The 17,024-nt window shown below is 71.1% G+C and carries 15 protein-coding genes; 7 read left to right on the top strand and 8 right to left on the bottom strand.

The genetic code is table 11. From position 1 onward, the window contains the following. Nucleotides 1-1,047, bottom strand: coding sequence for a glycoside hydrolase family protein (locus BMZ30_RS01210; protein ID WP_093374317.1), 1,047 nt, complete (start codon nucleotides 1,045-1,047; stop codon nucleotides 1-3). 461 nt (nucleotides 1,048-1,508) lie between these two features. Here BMZ30_RS01210 and BMZ30_RS01205 point away from each other — a divergent pair, with 461 nt between their 5' ends. From BMZ30_RS01205 to BMZ30_RS01185, 5 genes are all read left to right on the top strand, one after another. Further along, the gene (locus tag BMZ30_RS01205; RefSeq protein ID WP_093374315.1) at nucleotides 1,509-2,867 is read left to right on the top strand and encodes an ABC transporter substrate-binding protein; all 1,359 of its coding nucleotides are present in this window, start codon (nucleotides 1,509-1,511) and stop codon (nucleotides 2,865-2,867) included. Between the two features lie 72 nt (nucleotides 2,868-2,939). Continuing rightward, nucleotides 2,940-3,938, top strand: a complete 999-nt coding sequence (locus BMZ30_RS01200) for a carbohydrate ABC transporter permease (protein ID WP_093374313.1) — start codon at nucleotides 2,940-2,942, stop codon at nucleotides 3,936-3,938. Nucleotides 3,939-3,948: 10 nt separating this feature from the next. After that, nucleotides 3,949-4,899, top strand: a complete 951-nt coding sequence (locus tag BMZ30_RS01195; RefSeq protein WP_229828349.1) for a carbohydrate ABC transporter permease — start codon at nucleotides 3,949-3,951, stop codon at nucleotides 4,897-4,899. Between the two features lie 2 nt (nucleotides 4,900-4,901). Further along, the gene (locus tag BMZ30_RS01190; protein WP_093374310.1) at nucleotides 4,902-6,239 is read left to right on the top strand and encodes an arabinan endo-1,5-alpha-L-arabinosidase; all 1,338 of its coding nucleotides are present in this window, start codon (nucleotides 4,902-4,904) and stop codon (nucleotides 6,237-6,239) included. After that, nucleotides 6,239-6,895 carry a YesL family protein gene (locus BMZ30_RS01185; RefSeq protein ID WP_093374308.1) on the top strand — a complete coding sequence of 219 codons (657 nt, stop codon included), beginning with the start codon at nucleotides 6,239-6,241 and terminating at the stop codon, nucleotides 6,893-6,895. Before BMZ30_RS01190 ends, BMZ30_RS01185 begins: the two co-directional genes overlap by 1 nt. Before the next feature lie 112 nt (nucleotides 6,896-7,007). Here the strand turns inward: BMZ30_RS01185 and BMZ30_RS01180 are convergent, their stop codons facing one another. The 5 genes from BMZ30_RS01180 to BMZ30_RS01160 all read right to left on the bottom strand — a co-directional run bounded on the left by BMZ30_RS01180 (nucleotide 7,008) and on the right by BMZ30_RS01160 (nucleotide 10,372). Then, on the bottom strand, nucleotides 7,008-8,018 hold the full coding sequence (locus BMZ30_RS01180) for a LacI family DNA-binding transcriptional regulator (RefSeq protein WP_229828351.1): 1,011 nt from the start codon (nucleotides 8,016-8,018) through the stop codon (nucleotides 7,008-7,010). Nucleotides 8,019-8,089: 71 nt separating this feature from the next. Beyond that, entirely contained in the window at nucleotides 8,090-8,590 is a 501-nt protein-coding gene (locus BMZ30_RS01175) for an SRPBCC family protein (protein WP_143073096.1), read from the bottom strand. 18 nt (nucleotides 8,591-8,608) lie between these two features. After that, nucleotides 8,609-8,707, bottom strand: a complete 99-nt coding sequence (locus BMZ30_RS01170; RefSeq protein WP_003792170.1) for a 30S ribosomal protein bS22 — start codon at nucleotides 8,705-8,707, stop codon at nucleotides 8,609-8,611. 142 nt (nucleotides 8,708-8,849) lie between these two features. Next, a complete protein-coding gene (locus BMZ30_RS01165) occupies nucleotides 8,850-9,056 on the bottom strand; it encodes a helix-turn-helix domain-containing protein (protein ID WP_093374303.1) in 207 nt (68 codons plus the stop codon). 143 nt (nucleotides 9,057-9,199) lie between these two features. Beyond that, nucleotides 9,200-10,372, bottom strand: coding sequence for an acetoin utilization protein AcuC (locus BMZ30_RS01160; protein WP_093374301.1), 1,173 nt, complete (start codon nucleotides 10,370-10,372; stop codon nucleotides 9,200-9,202). A gap of 113 nt (nucleotides 10,373-10,485) precedes the next feature. On the opposite strand from BMZ30_RS01160, the gene BMZ30_RS01155 reads away from it, so the two are divergent. Then, nucleotides 10,486-11,862, top strand: coding sequence for a TrkH family potassium uptake protein (locus BMZ30_RS01155; protein WP_093374299.1), 1,377 nt, complete (start codon nucleotides 10,486-10,488; stop codon nucleotides 11,860-11,862). Further along, complete coding sequence (locus BMZ30_RS01150) at nucleotides 11,855-12,526, top strand: potassium channel family protein (RefSeq protein WP_093374297.1); 672 nt, start codon at nucleotides 11,855-11,857, stop codon at nucleotides 12,524-12,526. Before BMZ30_RS01155 ends, BMZ30_RS01150 begins: the two co-directional genes overlap by 8 nt. Before the next feature lie 153 nt (nucleotides 12,527-12,679). On the opposite strand, the gene BMZ30_RS01145 is transcribed toward BMZ30_RS01150, so the two are convergent. Continuing rightward, nucleotides 12,680-13,117, bottom strand: a complete 438-nt coding sequence (locus tag BMZ30_RS01145; protein ID WP_093374295.1) for a hypothetical protein — start codon at nucleotides 13,115-13,117, stop codon at nucleotides 12,680-12,682. A 200-nt stretch (nucleotides 13,118-13,317) separates the two neighbouring features. Beyond that, nucleotides 13,318-17,022, bottom strand: coding sequence for an immunoglobulin-like domain-containing protein (locus tag BMZ30_RS01140; protein WP_093374293.1), 3,705 nt, complete (start codon nucleotides 17,020-17,022; stop codon nucleotides 13,318-13,320). Between the last annotated feature and the right edge of the window lie 2 nt (nucleotides 17,023-17,024).

Genomic DNA, 17,024 nt, shown 5'->3' with positions numbered 1-17,024 from the left:
CTACATCGTTGTAGAAGTATCGTGCCTCACACCGTCGTCAGCGTCAACCGCCCTGCGGAGGTCGAGGTCGAACGGCTCGTCGCGGTCGCAGACCAGGTGCCCGTCGACCACCCGCGCCTGCGCCACCTGCACCGCGGCGAACCGGGTCCGCGAGACCCGCTCACCCCGCTCGCACGCCGCCTCGTCGTCCCGGCCGGCCTGCGTCCACGGCGACATGCGGTGCACGAAGTAGAAGATCCACGCGACCTCCCGCCCGTCGGGATCGAGCCCGACCACGACGTCGGCGTGGTTGCCCACGCCCTGGTCGAACGGGCGCCCTCCGGGCGCGTCCAGGAGCACGCGGTCGCGCTCCCAGACGTCGAGGTCGCGCGACCGGTAGGCGGCCTGCCCGCGCCACTCGTCGACCAGCAGCCACCACCAGCCTCCGAGCCGAAAGACGTTCGCGCCCTCGTGCGGCGGGCCGACGACCGCCTCCCGCGGCTCGCCCCAGTGCTCGAGGTCGAGCGAGTCGATGCGGTAGGTCCGTGACCCGGCGGCCTCGTCCTTGTACCAGAGCCGGTACCCGCCGCCGGGGTGCCGGGCGACGCACGCGTCGATCACGCGATCCGAGGACAGCGGCACGCGTCCGCGCAGCTCCCAGGTGACGAGATCCTCGGACACGTGGTGCAGGACGTGCCGCCGATGGCCCTCCCACGTCGCCGGCACGCCGGGCACGAGGCTCACGAACATGTGGAACATCCCGCCGGCCCGCACGACCTCGGGCGCCCAGAAGGTGTTGCGCCCGGGCTGACCGTCGGGGCCGGGGTCGAGGTTCTCGACGACGCCGCGGTAGCGCCAGCTCAGCCCGCCGTCGTCGGAGGTCGCCACCCCGATGTCGGTGCCGTGCACCCACGAAACCCCAGGGCCGTCGTCGTACACCCGGCGCTGGGTGTAGAACATCCACCACACCTGCGCTCCCCCGGGTCCGTCGGGTCCGCGGACGACGCACGGGTCCGTCGGCGCGTGGTGCTCGGGGTCGAGGAACAGCGGGGCGGGCGGCACGCGCACGGGGGCCTCCTGGTGAGATCATCTACATCGATGAACGAACCATGCCGCACGGGCACCGCCCCCGTCGACCGGGACGCTGCCCGCGCGGCGAGTCCCCGACCCCTCGCCTGGAGCACACTCCTGCTCGGGCAGCCCGAGCGGGAGTGTGCTGTGTGCGACGGATCGCGTGCTGCGGATGGCCGGACTGGTGCGCGCGGAGACCCGACACCGCCGATAAGGACACATTCCTGCATCGATGGAGAAGTGGTGGCCGTCACGTCTTGACCAACGCGCACGCCGTGTGCGAACGTTTCTTCAACGATGTAGATCGGGAGGTCGACGAGGACCCTCGTTAGCCGGGAGCCCGCACCCGCAGGCTCGCTCCACCGTCCGAACAGCGCACAGATCCACCCGTGCGCCGAGGTACGGTGAGCCGGCCCACCCTGACCTCCACCTGTCCCAGGGATATGAGAGGAACCGTGATGATGAAGTCACGAACCAGGTCCGCCCTCACCGCGACCGCCGCTGCACTGACGCTGAGCCTCGCGCTCACCGCGTGCGGAGGTTCAGGCTCGGACGACGGCACGAACGCCGACGGCAGCAAGCAGCTCACCTTCATGTTCCGCGGCGGGGAGGACGAGAAGGCCGCCTACACCGAGGCGATCAAGCAGTTCGAGGCCGCCAACGAGGGCGTCAAGGTCAACATGATCGTCACGACCGCGGACGAGTACGCCACCAAGCTGCAGGCCGCGATCACGGGCCGCCAGATCCCCGACGTCTTCTACGTCGAGCCCGGGCAGGTGCAGTCGCTCGCCACCTCGGGCGTCGTCATGGACCTCACCGAGAAGGTCGAGGGCTCTGACGTGATCGACCTCGACAACATCTGGGAGTACGGCGTCGACTCCTACCGCTTCGACGGCTCCGTCCAGGGCGAGGGCGCGATCTACGCGCTGCCCAAGGACATCGGCCCGTTCTCGTTCGGCTACAACAAGACGATGTTCGAGGAGGCCGGCATCGAGCTTCCCGACGTCGACACCCCGTACACGCTCGACGAGTTCGTCCAGGTCGCCAAGGAGCTCACGCAGGACACCGACGGTGACGGCGAGCTGGACCAGTGGGGCACCGGGCTCAACGTGACCTGGAACCTGCAGGCCTTCGTGTGGGGCAACGGCGGCGACTGGATCAACGAGGCCCAGGACACCGTCACGGTCGACACCCCGGAGTTTGCCGAGGCCCTCCAGTGGTTCGCGGACCTGCAGAACGTCCACGGCACGACGCCGTCGGTCGAGCAGGCCCAGACCCTCGACACCTACCAGCGTTGGATGCAGGGCGAGATCGGCTTCTTCCCGGTCGGCCCGTGGGACGTCTCGACGTACAACGAACTCGACTTCGAGTGGGACCTGATCCCCTACCCGTCCGACGCGGGCACCCCCGCCACGTGGATCGGCACCCTCGGCATCGCGGCGTCGAACTCCACCAAGCACCCCGACGAGGCCGTCGAGCTCGTCGAGTACCTGGTCGCCAACGTGGACGCGCAGCAGACGCTCGTCGACGCCGGCGTCCAGATCCCGAACCTCATCGACATGGCGGACGAGTGGGTCGCCGACACCGAGTCCAAGCCGGCCAACAAGCAGGAGTTCCTGGACGTCGCGCGCGACTACGGCCGCGCCCTGCCCGCCAACAACACCTACTCGGCGCAGTGGTACGACGAGTTCTTCGTCAACATCCAGCCCGTGCTCGACGGCGACCAGACGGCCGCGGAGTACGTCAAGGAGGTGCAGCCCAAGATGCAGGTGCTGCTGGACGAGGCCATCGCCGCCTCGCAGAACGCGGGTAGCTGACCCGATCGTCGCGGTGGGCCCGGCAACGGGCCCACCGTTCCCTCCGCCACCTCCAGACAAGGGAGAGACGTGATGGCTCACGTACCCGTGGCCGACGACGCCCCCACGGACGCCGCCTCCGCCCCCATCGCCGCGCCGTTCCCCGGCGCCACCGCGGTCGAGCAGCCCAGCCCGCCGCTGCGCCCGCGCAAGTCCAAGCTGCACGCCCGCGAGCGCCGGGTCGGCCTGCTGTTCGTCGGCGTGCCGATCATCGGCTTCCTGACGTTCACGCTCTACCCGCTGCTGTTCTCGCTCTATGCCTCGATGACGAAGTGGAACGGCCTCGGCCCGATGCGCTTCACCGGCTTCGACAACTACGTGAAGATGGCGGGCGACGAGCGCGTCCACACGGCCATGTTCAACACGGTCTTCCTCATGCTGGGGATCCCGATCGGGCTGATCCTGTCGCTCGTCTTGGCGCTCGCGCTCAACCGCAAGATGCGCGGGACCACGTTCTTCCGGACCGTCTACTACGTGCCGGTGATCTCCTCGCTCGCCGCGATCGCGATCATGTGGCAGTGGGCCTTCAACGGTGACTTCGGTCTGATCAACCAGGCGCTCGACCTGGTCGGCATCCAGGGTCCCAACTGGCTCGCCGACAAGGACACGGTCAAGCCAGCGATCATCATGATGACCGTGTGGAAGGGGCTCGGATACTCGATGCTCCTGTACCTGGCGGCGATCCAGTCGGTGCCGGCATCCCTCTACGAGGCGGCTGCGCTCGACGGCGCGAACGCCTTCCAGCGCTTCCGCTCGATCACGCTGCCCATGGTGCGCCCCGTGACCTTCTTCCTGGTGGTCACGTCGATCATCGGTGGCTCGCAGGTGTTCATCGAGATCAACATCATGACGCCGACCGGCGGTCCCGAGTACAGCTCAGCCACGATCGTCTGGCACATCTGGCGCACCGCGTTCAACTACCGCGACATGGGCTACGCGTCGGCGATGTCGATCGTGCTCGGCCTGCTCGTCTTCGTGGTCACCGCCATCCAGTTCCGGCGCAACGCCCGCAGCACGTTCTCGGTCGAGTGAGGACCTACCCATGACGAACACGATCAACGGCCGCTCGCTGGGGACCACCCCGGCCATGCCTCCCATGCGTCTGCCCCGCGGGGGGCGCCGCAACCGCGGCGCCAGCAAGTTCTCCCAGCTGGGATCCAAGACGCAGTACAAGATCGGCAACGCCGCCACCCTGGCCGTGCTGTCGCTGTTCTCCATCATCATGATCGCGCCCCTGCTGTGGACGCTGTCGACGTCGCTCAAGACCAAGGCCGGCGTGTTCTCGCTGCCGCCGCAGTGGATCCCGGACCCGTTCGTCTGGGACACCTACGTGCGGATCTGGACCGCGGGGCCCCTGCTGTCGGGCATCAAGAACTCCCTGATCGTCGCGCTGACGGTGACGATCGTCGGCTCCCTCTTCTCGACGCTCGCGGCGTTCGCGTTCGCCAAGATGCGCGTGCCGATGAAGAACGCGCTGTTCCTCACGCTGCTGGGCGGGCTGATGATCCCGTTCCCGACGCTGATGATCCCGCAGTTCATGATGTTCGCCGGCTGGGGCTGGGTCGACACCCTGCTTCCCCTGATCGTTCCCGGGCTGTTCGGGAACATCATGATGATCTTCTTCCTGCGGCAATACCTGACTTCGGTTCCGGACACCATGATCGAGGCCGCGAAGATCGACGGCGCGAGCTATCTGACGATCTTTTGGCGGATGATCCTGCCGCTGATCCGGCCCGCGATCGCCGCGCAGTTCATCCTGTGGTTCATGGCGGTGTGGAACGACTACCTCGCGCCGATCATCTACCTGAACTCCCCCGAGAAGCAGACCCTGCAGCTCGTGATCGCGAGCTTCAACGCGACCTACGCGACGCAGACCGACTACCCGCTGATCATGGCCGCGTCGTTCGTGGCGCTACTGCCGGTGCTGATCATCTTCCTGATCTTCCAGCGCCAGATCATCGAGTCGATCGCCCTCACCGGCTCCAAGGGCTGACCGTGGCGCTCGACGCGGCCGGGGCGGTGGGCTCACCCGAGCCCACCGCCCCGGCGGACCCGACGACGTGGGGCGCGCACCACGCGCACGACCCGACCGTCGTCCGGGCCGACGACGGCACGTACGTCATGTTCTCGACCGACGCCTTCGCGGGGGGCACGCCTCCGGCGGGCGCGCACCTGCGGACCTCGCGGGACCTCGTCACCTGGGTGTGGGCCGGCACCGCGCTCGACGGCGTCCCCGCCGAGGCACACGCGTGGTCCGGCGCGCCGGGCCTCTGGGCGCCGGAGGTCGTCCGCTGGGACGAGCGCACCTGGCACATGTACTACTCGGCGTCGACGTTCGGCTCGAACACCTCGGCGATCGGGCTAGCCACAGCCCCAGACCCGCGCGGGCCGTGGACGGCGGGCCCGCTCGTGGTCCGCACCCGCGCAGGCGAGCAGACGCAGAACGCGATCGACGCTGCCGTGGTGCGCGAGCCTGACGGCGCGCCGTGGCTCGTGTACGGCTCGTTCTTCTCGGGCATCTACGCGCTCCGTCTCGACCCGGCCACGGGGCTGGCCGCCGACGACGGCGACCTCGGCGTGTGCGTCGCGCGCCGGAACCGCTCCGTGGAGGGCGCGGTCGAGGGCGCCTACGTCGTCCGCCGCGACAGCAGCACCAGCGGCCCGCAGTACTGGATGTTCCTCAGCTACGACTCGCTGTTCAACGCCTACCACGTGCGGGTCGGCGTGGCCGAGCACCCGGCGGGGCCGTACCTGGACCGTGACGGCCGCGACCTGACCGACGTCGACAGCCCGCCCCAGCGGGTCGGCACGTCGATCCTCGAGGGCCACGCTCTCCCGGGCGAGCCCCCGTTGATCGCCCCGGGGCACGCCTCCGTCCTGCGCCTGGCCGCCAGCGAAGGACCCGACGGCGTCGCGCTCGACCTCGACGGCGTCGACCTCCTCGTGCACCACGTGCGCGAGGCCGACGACCCGCACCAGCACCACGCGCAGCTCCGGCGTCTGGTGTGGACTGCCTCCGGCTGGCCGGCCGTGGCCCCGCTCCCCTACCGCGGCGAGGACCTCGTGTCCGGGCGCCCCACGGGCCCGGACACGCGTCTCGCGGGCACGTGGGACGTGCTCGACCTGCGGCTCGCCGCCGACGCCGGGCCCACCGGCCCGATCCGGCACGCCGCGCCGTGGACCAGCGCCGACGGCGACCTGCGCGCGTTCGGCGACGTCGTCGTCGTGCCCGGGCGGGACGCGGACGGCCGCGACGTGCTCACGTTCACGGGCTATACCGTCGATCGTGCGGGCGTGAGCGGCGTGCTCCGCGGAGGCGACCGGGAGGTCTGATGGACGCGGAGAACACGGGCTGGGCCAGCCGCCTCATGGCGATCCTGCGCTACCCCGCGCAGCTCGTCGGCCTCAACCTGCTGATCGTGCTCGGCACCGTCGTCGGTGGTGTCGTGCTGGGGCTGTTCCCCGCGCTGCGTGCCGGTGCCGCGCTGCTCGACGCCCTGCGGCGGGGGACGCCCAGCGAGACCCTCGTGCGGACGTTCGTCGCGCACTACCGCGAGGACTTCTGGCGCAGCAACCTGCTCGGGGTGCCGTTCTGGGTCCTGGGCGCGCTCGCCGTCGTCGACCTCCAGGTGTTCCGCGTGGCGGCCCAGGCCGGTGACGCGTTCGGCTCCGCGCTGCTGCTGCCGTTCGTGGTCGTCGTGACGATCGCCGGGGTGGCGCTGATCTACCTCGCGGCGCTCGGGACGCGGGTGCGCGAGGGCGTGTGGGCGACGTGGCGCTTCGTGTTCGTGGCGCCGTTCGCGTGGCTGGGCACGACCATCGGCGTCGTGCTGGTGCTCGGGGCGTTTCTCGTCGGCACGTGGCAGCTCCCGTGGCTCGTGCCGCTGCTCGGCTTCTCCGGCCCGCTGTTCCTCGCGCTCACGCTGGTCGGGCCGCGGCTCGACGCGACGCTGGAGCCTGCGGACGAGCCGGCCCTCGACACACACTGACGCGAATCGCGGCCTACTTCTTGCCGCGGCGGTCGTTGCGAACCGCGAGCACGAACCCAACCACCATGGCGGCGAGCCCGACCTCGCGCGACGGCGACCTCGGTGCGGCTGGTCATACCCGCGTGGAGTCGCGCTCCGTGATCTCGAAGTCGGCGACGACGGACACGGGCGGCTTGGCCGCACCGCGGTTCTCGATGCGCTCCTGCAGGAGCCGCACGGCGCTGGCCGCGATCTCGTCGCGCCCCGGGTGCACGGAGGTCAGCGGCGGGAAGGCGTACCGCGCCTCGTCGATGTCGTCGAAACCGATCACGGCGATCTGGCTCGGCACGTCGATCCGCCGCGCGTGCAGGGTGTGCAGGGCGCCGAGCGCGAGGGCGTCGTTGAGCGCGAACACCGCGTCGATCTGCGTGCCCGAGTCCAGCAGGGCCGCCATGGCCTCGGCGCCCGTCGAGCGGTGCCACAGGCCGGCCTCGGCGATCAGGGCCGGGTCCGGCTCGATCCCGGCCTCGCGCAGCGCCTCCAGGTAGCCTTCGGTGCGCAGCCGCGCGGAGCCGACCTGCTCGCCCTCGTGCGCGCCCACGAGCGCGATCCGCCTGCGCCCCCGGGACAGCAGGTGCTCGGTGGCCGCCTTCGCCGCGGCGACGTTCGCCATGGTCACGTGGTCGGCCGAGGAGCCGAAGATCCGCTCGCCCAGCAGCACCATCGGGTAGTCGACGTCGAACGCCGGCAGGTCCTCCGGGCCGAGCGCGAGCGGGGAGAAGATCAGGCCGTCCGTGAGGTGGCGGCGCTTGTTCGCGAGCACCTCGAGCTCGCGGTCGCGGTCCGCGCCGGTCTGCTCGATGAGCACCGTAAGCCCGACGGCCTCCGCGGCGCTGATCACCGAGTCGGCGAGCTCGGCGAAGTACGGCAGGCTCAGCTCGGGCACGGCGAGGCCGATCATCCCGGTCCGTCCCGAGCGCAGGTTCCGCGCCGCGACGTTCATCTGGTAGTCGAGCTCCTCGATCGCGGCGAGGACGCGCTCCCGGGTCGTGTCGCGGATGTACGGGTAGCCGTTGACCACGTTCGAGACAGTCTTGATGGAGACGCCGGCTCGCTTGGCGACGTCCTGCATCGTTGTAGACACCTTCAGGTCCCCCACCTCGTACGACGTGCGACCGGCGCGGGAACGCCAGCTAGGTCAGAGCATGCCACAGGTCACGCCCGCACCAGGCGGGCCAGGCGGGCCAGCGCGAGGTCGCACATCGCCGCCAGGACGCGGTCCTGGACCGCGTCGACCAGCCTCCCCACCACCGTGCCCGACGTCGGCGTGAACGTCACGTCCTCGCCCCACACCACGAGCGTCTGGTCGGGCCCCCAGGGGCGCACGACGACGTGCGCCCGGCCGCCCAGCAGCGGCCCCGTCTTCTCGAGCTCGGCCCAGCGTGCGCCACCGGGCCCTTCCCGCACGGACAGCACCGTCATGCGGTCGACCACGAGCCGCGCGGACACCGCGACGACGCGGTCCCCCGCACGCACGGGCCGGCCCGGCGCGGCCATCGTGGTGAGCGGGATCAGCCGCTCGTGCTCGCGCAGGTTCCCGACGCGCGCCCACACGTCGTCGACGTGGGCGTCGACCACCCGGTGCCGGACGACGCGCGGCGCCGCGGCTGGGCGCAGCAAGAGCCCCCGTCCCGAGGGAACGAGGGCTCTGCGCATGAGGGCGCCGGGGCGTCCTTACTTCTTGTTACGACGCTGGTGGCGCGTCTTACGAAGCAGCTTGCGGTGCTTCTTCTTCGCCATACGCTTGCGGCGCTTCTTGATAACGGAGCCCACGGGTCCTCGCAATGTCGATCGGATAGCTTGCGCGGCACGCCGGGAGGCAACCGCGCTCGGGAAAGTCCGTTCACTAGCCTACCTGCTGCGAGCACATGCCCGCGACACGGCAGCGAACGGGGTCAGGACCGCCGTCGTGGCGTCAGGACGTCAGACGGTCCGTGGAGGTGACGGACGCCTCGAGATACTGCCGCAGCGCCTCGTCGGGGACGCGGAAGGACTTGCCCACGCGGATCGCGGGCAGCTCGCCGGCGTGCACGAGGCGGTAGACGGTCATGCGCGAGACGCGCATCTCGTCGGCGACCTCGGCAACCGTGAGGAACCGGGGCCTCGCAGCGTCGTCGGCCATGCATCCACTCCTTGTCACGAGCGCCGCACGGGATGCTCGCCGCACCAGACTCGCGCGCCGAGCACCCACGTCGCACCGACGGACCGGGCGGGCGTGTGGGGACACTCTAGAGCCTGCGCGCATCCGGAGGGAAGCACGTCTTGTCACTCGATGTGCACGCCCAGGTGGGGAAATGCTGCGGCGCGCGTCGCCTGCACGGCGCGGTCCACGTCGTCGGCCGGGTCGTAGCCCGCGGTCCACGGCACGAAGGCGACGGCGTCGTCCCCGCCGTCCATCGTCGTCGGCGCCCGCATCGCGAAGTCGCGCTCCACCATCTCCCGCCACGCGACAGGCACCGGGGTGTCGAGGGGCAGGTCCGCGTGGGCCGCGATCGCGAGCAGGTTCGCCCAGACCAGGGGCACGACGTCGATGACGGAGTAGCCCCCGCCGCCGAGCGCGGTCCAGCGTCCCTCGCACAGCTCGTGCGCGAGGTCGTGCAGCCATCCGGCCGCGACGCGCTGCGCGGCCACCCCGACGCGCAGGTCCGAGAGCGGGTCGGTGCCGTGCGCGTCGCACCCGTGCTGCGTCACGAGGATCTGCGGGGCGAACGCCCGCAGCGCCTCGGGCACGACGGCGTCCACCGCGCGCAGCCACGCGGCGCTCCCCGTCCGCGGCGGCAGCGCGAGGTTCACGGCGGACCCCGGGGCGCCGCCCGTGTCCGTCGGGTAGCCGGTGCCGGGGAACAGCGTGGCCGGGCTCTGGTGGACCGACACCGTGAGCACCCGCGGGTCGTCCCAGAACGCACGCTCGACGCCGTCGCCGTGGTGGGCGTCTAGGTCCACGTAGGCGACCCGCTCGGCGCCCTCGTCGAGCAGCGCCTGGATGGCGACCGCGGCGTCGTTGTAGATGCAGAACCCTGCCGCCGCCCCCGGCATCGCGTGGTGCATCCCGCCGGCGATGTTCACGCCGTGGGCGGCCTCACCGCGCCAGACCGCCAGCGCTGCGTCCCGGGACCCGGCGGCGATGCGCGCCGCGGCGTCGTGCATCCCGGCGAAGACCGGGTCGTCCTCCGTGCCGAGGCCACGGTGCCGGTCCGCGTGGCCGTGGTCGGACGCCTCGTGCACCGCGGCGACGTAGGCGGCCTCGTGCACGGCCGTCAGGACGTCGTCGGGCGCCGGCAGCACGTCGACCACCTCGACGCCCGGGAGGCTCAGCAGGCCCAGGTCACGCGCCAGCCGGACCGTCAGCTGCAGGCGGGTCGGGGCCATGGGGTGACCCGCGCCGAAGTCGTAGTCCAGCAGAGCCGGGGACCAGACCACGTGCGCGAGTGCCGCCATGGGGCCACGCTATCCCGCGCCCGAGGGCTGCTGCGTGGCAGAGTGGGCACGGCGCGACGTGCGCCGACGCCCCGCAGCGCGTGCGGGGTGAGCACCCAGCGCGAGGAGCATCGGTGGCCGGAAAGCTCACGGCGCCCTTCTGGGCGGGGCGCGAGCTCATCGACAGGCTCGCCCGCCACTCCCCCGCGCGCCTCGCCCTGGTCACCTTCGCCGCCGTGATCGCCGTGTTCTCCGGCCTGCTGAGCACGCCGATGGCCACCGCCTCGGGACAGCGCGCCCCGTTCGCCGACGCGCTGTTCACCGCGACGTCCGCCGTGTGCGTCACCGGCCTGACCACGGTGCCGACGGGCAGCTACTGGTCCGGGTTCGGACAGGTCGTGATCCTTGTCGGCATCCAGGTGGGCGGGTTCGGCGTCATGACGCTCGCCTCGATCCTCGGGCTCGCCGTCTCCCGCCGGATCGGGCTCACCCAGAAGCTCCTGACGGCCTCCGAGACCAAGACCACCAAGTTGGGCGAGGTTGGCTCGCTCGTCCGCGTCGTCGTCCTGACGTCGATCATCCTCGAGGCCGCGATCGTCCTCATGCTTTTCCCGCGGTTCCTCGTGCTCAACGAGACCGTCGGGGAGGCCGCGTGGCACGCCGTGTTCTATGCGATCTCCGCGTTCAACAACGCCGGCTTCATCCCGACGCCCGAAGGCCTCGCCCCGCACGTGGGCGACTGGCTGCTCACCATGCCGATCGTCCTCGGCGTGTTCGTCGGCTCCCTCGGCTTCCCCGTGATCCTCAACGTCGCGCGGCGCTACCGCACGCCCCGTCGGTGGAGCCTGCACGCCAAGCTCACGATCGTCACGTCGCTGGCGCTCGTCGTCGTCGGCTCCGTGCTGTACGGGCTCATCGAGTGGCGCAACGAGCGCACGCTCGGCGCCCTGCCCGTGGCCGACAAGCTCCTCGCCTCGCTCTTCGCCGGCGTGATGCCACGGTCCGGCGGGTTCAGCACGGTCGACGTGGGCGGCATGCACGAGTCCAGCTGGCTGATCATGGACGCCCTGATGTTCGTCGGTGGTGGCTCGGCGTCGACCGCCGGCGGCATCAAGGTCACCACCCTCGCCGTCATGCTCCTGGCGATCGTCGCCGAGGCCCGGGGTGACCGGGACATGGACGCGTTCGGGCGGCGCATCCCCCGCGACACCCTCCGGCTCGCCGTCGCCGTCTCGTTCGTCGGCGCGAGCGCCGTCCTGGTCTCCTGCCTGATCCTGCTCGAGCTGACCGGGTGGTCGCTCGACGTCGTCCTCTTCGAGACGATCTCCGCGTTCGCCACCGTCGGACTGTCCACCGGCGTGACCCCCGACCTCCCAGAGAGCGGCAAGTACCTGCTGTCCGCGTTGATGTTCATCGGCCGGACAGGCACGATGACCTTTGCCGCAGCACTCGCGCTGCGCGACCGCCGCCGGGTGATCCGGCAAGCCGAGGAGAGGCCGATCATTGGCTGACAAGAAGGAGATCTCCGGCGACGCCGGGGTGCTCGTGATCGGCCTGGGCCGGTTCGGGTCCTCGATCGCCATGACGCTCGCCCGCCTGGGCCACGACGTCCTCGCTGCGGAGAAGTCGCCTGACCTCGTCGCGCAGTGGGCCGGCCGCGTGCCCGTGGTCGAGGCCGACGCCACGAACCCCGACGCGCTCGAGCAGCTCGGTATCCGTGACTACCCCGTCGTCGTCGTCGGCGTCGGGTCCTTCCTCGAGGCCTCCGTGCTCGTCACGGGGAACCTCGTGGACCTCGGCGTCCCGCAGATCTGGGCCAAGGCGGTCTCCGCCGAGCACGGCCGCATCCTGCAGCGCATCGGCGCCCACCACGTGGTGTTCCCCGAGGCCGACGCCGGCAACCGGGTCGCGCACCTCGTCTCCGGGCGTCTCATGGACTACTTCGAGGTCGAGGACGGCTTCACCGTGGTCAAGATGCGCCCGCCGCGCGAGACCCAGGGCTTCACGATCGAGCAGTCGAAGATCCGGGAGCGCTACGGCGTCACCGTGATCGGCGTGAAGCCCCCGGGCGAGGACTTCATCTACGCGACGCCGACCACGCGCATCTCCGCGAACGACCTGCTGGTGGTCTCCGGCCACTCGGAGCTGCTGGAGCGCTTCGCGTCGCGGCCATAGCGCCGAAAAGCCGGCCCGCAGGTTCGCGACTTCGCGACTTTCACGCGAGTTCGCGACTTCAAAGTGCCGAGCTCGCAGTCAATGTAGCGATCTCGGCAAGGGGTGAGGACGGGATGGGCGCGTCGGGGCGGGTAGTCTGCGTGACTCCGACTCTCAGGAGCGTCCGGGCTCGCCGGCGCCGGACATCGCGTAGCGGACCGGCTTGCCGTCGACGTGCGGGCGGAGCGGCGGCACGACGAGGCGCAGGACGTGCGCGATCACGATCACCGGGGTGAGCAGCAGCATCCCCAGGATGACGTTGGCCTGGACGGCCTCCCAGCCGGCAGAGAGGTCCATGAGCGCGAGTACCACGACCATCGCGGGCAGCATCAGGAGCGAGGACCGCGTGACGCTGACGCCGCGCAGCCAGGTCGGCACCAGGTGCCCGAGCAGCCCGGCGAGCGCGAACCACCCGACGATCCGCAGCCATCCGATCACGATGTCGACGATCGCGCCGCCGGGCAGCACCCCGTTGATCGCTGCGTTCACGACCCCGAAGCCGAGCAGCAGCGCGACGAGGTAGCGCAGGTAGTCGGCCAGGGCGGTACGCATGGCCCGACCCTAGTGGGAACGGCCCCGGGCCCGGCGCTTCGCCAGCCACCGGACCCAGGGCCGTCTCGGTGCGGGTCTCCACTCCCGCACCGTCATCACCGTCCGCAACCCCTCGATCCCGGACGGCTCCGGGTGCGGTCCGCCGATCCATGGCGTCCCGCACCCGAGCTCGGGGCCGACCCCGGAGGGCCGGCCGGTCCTTAGCGGCGCACGACGAGCCGTGTGGTGGTGGTGGCCTTGGCCGCGGACTCGCTCCCGGCGTAGGTCACCCGCACCGTGTACGTGCCCTGCTTCAACCGCGGCAACCGCACCGAGGCCTTGCCCTTCGCCGAGACCACAGCCTTCTTTGTGACGTAGGTCTTGGTCTTGCCGCGCACCTTCTTGGTGACCTTGACCGTCACCTTCCCGGCCTTGGCCCCGTGCGAGGACACCGACACCGACACCCGCGCCTTCGAACGGGTGGTGATCTTCTTGGGCGAGACCTTCGCCTTCACCTTCGACGGCGCCTTCGTCACCTTCACCGACACCGCGTCCTGCGACCCGGAGAACACCGCGTCACCGGAGTACACGACCGACAACCGGTGCCGACCCACCTCCAACGCGCGGCGCGGCAACGCGACCTGCACGCTCCCGGCCCGCAAGGTGCCCGTCGCCAGCAGCGTCGAGCCGTCCAGCACACGCACCGAACCCGACGGCACACCGCCACGACCCGACACCCGCACCCGCACCGACGCCTTCGTCTTACCGAACACCACGCTCGACGGCGCAACCACCGCCGCCGTCGACGACCCCCGCAGCACCACACCCGCCGCCGGCACCGTCACGCTGTTGGTGACCTCGGTGTTCCCCGCGACGTCCACTCCGCGGTACTGGACCACCGTCTCGGCGGCCGGCACCGTCACCGGTCCCACGTACCGCGCCCACGAGCCGGAGCCCAGGCGGACCTCGACCCGCGCGACACCCGACCACTCGTCGGCCGAACGGACCGTGACGGTCCGCGCAGCGACGTCGGCGCGCGTGACCGGCGCCTCCGAGTCGGTCTGCAGCTCGAGCGTCACCACGGCCGACCGGTTGCCGGTCACGTCGGTCGCGCGAGCGCGGACCTCGTGCGGGCCCTGTCCGGCGACGTCGACGGTCGCCGTGGCCGCCGCGGCGGTCTGCCAGGGGCCGCCGTCGACCGAGAGCTCGACCGAGGCCACGCCTGAGTCGTCCGACGCCGCTACGCGGACCGTGACGGGCGTCCGGGTGAACCACCCGCTCGTCGGAGCGGACGTCGTCGTCGTGAGCACGACGACGGGGTCCGCCGCGTCGGTGACCGTGACCGTGACCGTCGCCTCGAGGGGCGAGCCGGCGACGGGCCGCGCGGTGACCGTGAAGGTGCCCGGACCCGCGTAGTCGGCCGGGTCCACCGCCGGCCACGTCACGGGGACGTCCCGCGTGGAGCCGTCCGCGTACGTCACTGCCACGGTCGCCGGCAGCTCGGGCGCGACGCCCTGCCGGGTGGAGACCGCGGCGTCGGCCACGGACTTCGCGAGCAGGTCGGGCTGGTAGGACGCCAGGAGCCGCTCGTACTCGCGCTGCGTGATCGGCAGCACCGTGCCGTGGCGCGGGCTGAGCGGCAGGTCAGCCTGCTCCGCCACGCTCGTCCAGACGCCGGAGTCGAGGTCGTTGGAGGAGAACGGGACGTAGCCCTGACCGCCGTGGTAGCTCGGCTGGTCCTGGAAGAGGAACCAGGTCTCCGCACCGCCGGTGTTCACGTCGCCTTCGTTCGCCTTGAAGACCGTCGGTCCCTCGCCGTTGGTGAAGGTGCCGCCCCAGCCGTTCGGCTCGCCCACGCCGACGCGCTCCCGGATGAGCTGCCAGCCCGGTGCGGACGTCGTCGTCGGCAGGGACCCGGAGACGCGTGCGGTGAGGTCGGTCGACCTCTCCTGTCGGATCGTCATGGACGCCTCGTCCTTGGTGAGGCGGTAGTACGTGCCGTCGTCCTCGATCACGGTCGAGTCGATCATCCCTCGCCCGTTGGCGCGCTTGACGTCGATCCACGTCTGCGGCTCCGTGAAGGTCACGAAGTCGCGGGTCGAGACGACCATCATGCGGTTGTAGTTGGTCAGCGCGTTGCGACCGGCCGTCTCGGTGGAGTCGTAGAGGTTGGACGCCCAGTACACGAGGTAGCTGCCGGAGGCCTCGTCCCAGTGCGCCTCGGGCGCCCAGGTGTTGCCGGCGTAGTCCGAGGAGACCTTGACGTGCCGCTGGTCGGACCAGGTCACCAGGTCGGTGGACTCCCAGATCTCGAGGTGGAGGCTGCCGGTCTGCTGCGCCTGGGTGAAGTTGCCGCCGGCCGCGATCTGCAGGTCGGTCGCGATCAGGAAGAACTTGTCACCCTCGGGCGAGCGGATGATGAACGGGTCGCGCAGGCCCTTCTCACCGTAGGAGGAGGTCAGGACGGCCTGACCGTCGTTGAGCTCGTCCCAGTGCAGGGCGTCGTTCCCCTGGCTGGCGCCGAAGAAGATCTTCTCGCCGCCGGCCTGCTCCCCGGTGAAGTACGGGAAGAAGTAGGCGGTCGTCGCCTCGGCCGTCGGGGCCGGGACGACGCGCGCGGCGAACGTCCGCGTCGTCGTCGCCGCGCCGCGGGTGACCGTGGCGACGAGCTCGACGTCGACCGCGTCGGCGCCGGCGCCCGGGCGGGTGACCTCGCCCGTCGCGGTGATGACGCCTGGCGCCGACGACGTCCATGCGACGTCCGCGCCGAGGCTCGTCGCCGGGAGCGTGAGGTTGCCGCGCACGTCGTCGAGGTTCGGGACGTTCAGCGCAGCAGCCGCGGCTTCGACCATGTCCTCGTCCGACGCGCCGGGCACCGTGGTCGCCGTGAACCTGCGGGTCTCGGTCGCCACGCCCATGGTGAGCGTCGCCGTCAGGTCGACGGTGACGGGGGCGGCGCCCAGCGTCACCTTCCCTGCGGCGCTGATGACGTCCGGGGCCGACGACGCCCACGCGATGCGGGCACCGTTCTCCCCGCGCACCGGCAGGGACAGGTCGGTCGCGACGGCGGAGAGGTCGCCCAGGTCGAGCGCCGCGGCGTCCGCCGCGACGGCCGGTGCCACGGTGGGCTCCGCCCGGTCTGCGGCGTCGGCGGCGTCGAGCAGGCCGTCGTAGATCCGGAAGTCGCGGATCTCGCCCTGGAACGAGTTGTCGGGGTACGCCGAGCGGCCCAGGAAGTTCTTCGTGGTCGAGCCGTCCGGCTCGCCGAGGTCCGCGGGAGAGATCGTCAGGGCGTCGGTCGAGGCGACGAGGACGCCGTCCTCGTACAGCTGGGCCGAGCCGGGCTCGGCCGGGGTGCCGCCGTCGACGACGTACGTGACGTGCTTCCAGACGCTGCGGTCGAGGCCGCCCGCACGGGCGATGCTCTGCTCGCTCGCGTAGCCGGCGTCGGCGATCGTGGCGCGCAGGCGCGAGCTCGAGTCGGTGCCGGTGACGAACAGGTAGCCCGTGCCGTCCGGGTACACGGCGTCGTTGCCGAGGTTGAAGATGAACCAGTTGCCGCTGAGCGCGGGGTCCACGCGGACGTCGAAGTCGATCGTGACGTCGTCGGCGCCCGCGAGCAGGTCGTCCGGCAGCGCGATCGCGTTGCCGGAGCCCGTCGCTCCGCCGCTGAAGCGGAAGCCGTCTCCGGCGTTCCAGGTCGCGGCGCCGTCGACGGTGCCGTGCCGCTCGTTGCCGGACGCGTCGGTCGCAACCGTGCCGGAGATCTCGTCGAGCTTGTACCAGGCGATCAGGTCGACGTCGGGCTCGTCGGCGGCGGGGGCCGCCTGGGCCGTGGGCGCCAGGCCCAGACCGGCGACGGCGACCGCGGCCACCGTCAGTCGGGCGGCCCAGGACCGCCCGGTCGTGCTGTGTCGTGCTCTCATGT

Source organism: Flavimobilis marinus (assembly GCF_900113055.1).
Taxonomy (GTDB): domain Bacteria; phylum Actinomycetota; class Actinomycetes; order Actinomycetales; family Cellulomonadaceae; genus Flavimobilis; species Flavimobilis marinus.
This window is presented reverse-complemented; position numbering and strand designations above follow the sequence as displayed.

Excerpts from the sequence above, each read along its gene's own strand:
- BMZ30_RS01200 (WP_093374313.1), top strand. The coding sequence starts at position 2,940 with ATGGCTCACGTACCCGTGGCCGACGACGCCCCCACGGACGCCGCCTCC.
- BMZ30_RS01160 (WP_093374301.1), bottom strand. The coding sequence starts at position 10,372 with ATGGCGGCACTCGCGCACGTGGTCTGGTCCCCGGCTCTGCTGGACTAC.
- BMZ30_RS01145 (WP_093374295.1), bottom strand. The coding sequence starts at position 13,117 with ATGCGTACCGCCCTGGCCGACTACCTGCGCTACCTCGTCGCGCTGCTG.
- BMZ30_RS01175 (WP_143073096.1), bottom strand. The coding sequence starts at position 8,590 with ATGCGCAGAGCCCTCGTTCCCTCGGGACGGGGGCTCTTGCTGCGCCCA.
- BMZ30_RS01165 (WP_093374303.1), bottom strand. The coding sequence starts at position 9,056 with ATGGCCGACGACGCTGCGAGGCCCCGGTTCCTCACGGTTGCCGAGGTC.
- BMZ30_RS01185 (WP_093374308.1), top strand. The coding sequence starts at position 6,239 with ATGGACGCGGAGAACACGGGCTGGGCCAGCCGCCTCATGGCGATCCTG.
- BMZ30_RS01140 (WP_093374293.1), bottom strand. The coding sequence starts at position 17,022 with ATGAGAGCACGACACAGCACGACCGGGCGGTCCTGGGCCGCCCGACTG.
- BMZ30_RS01205 (WP_093374315.1), top strand. The coding sequence starts at position 1,509 with ATGATGAAGTCACGAACCAGGTCCGCCCTCACCGCGACCGCCGCTGCA.
- BMZ30_RS01195 (WP_229828349.1), top strand. The coding sequence starts at position 3,949 with ATGACGAACACGATCAACGGCCGCTCGCTGGGGACCACCCCGGCCATG.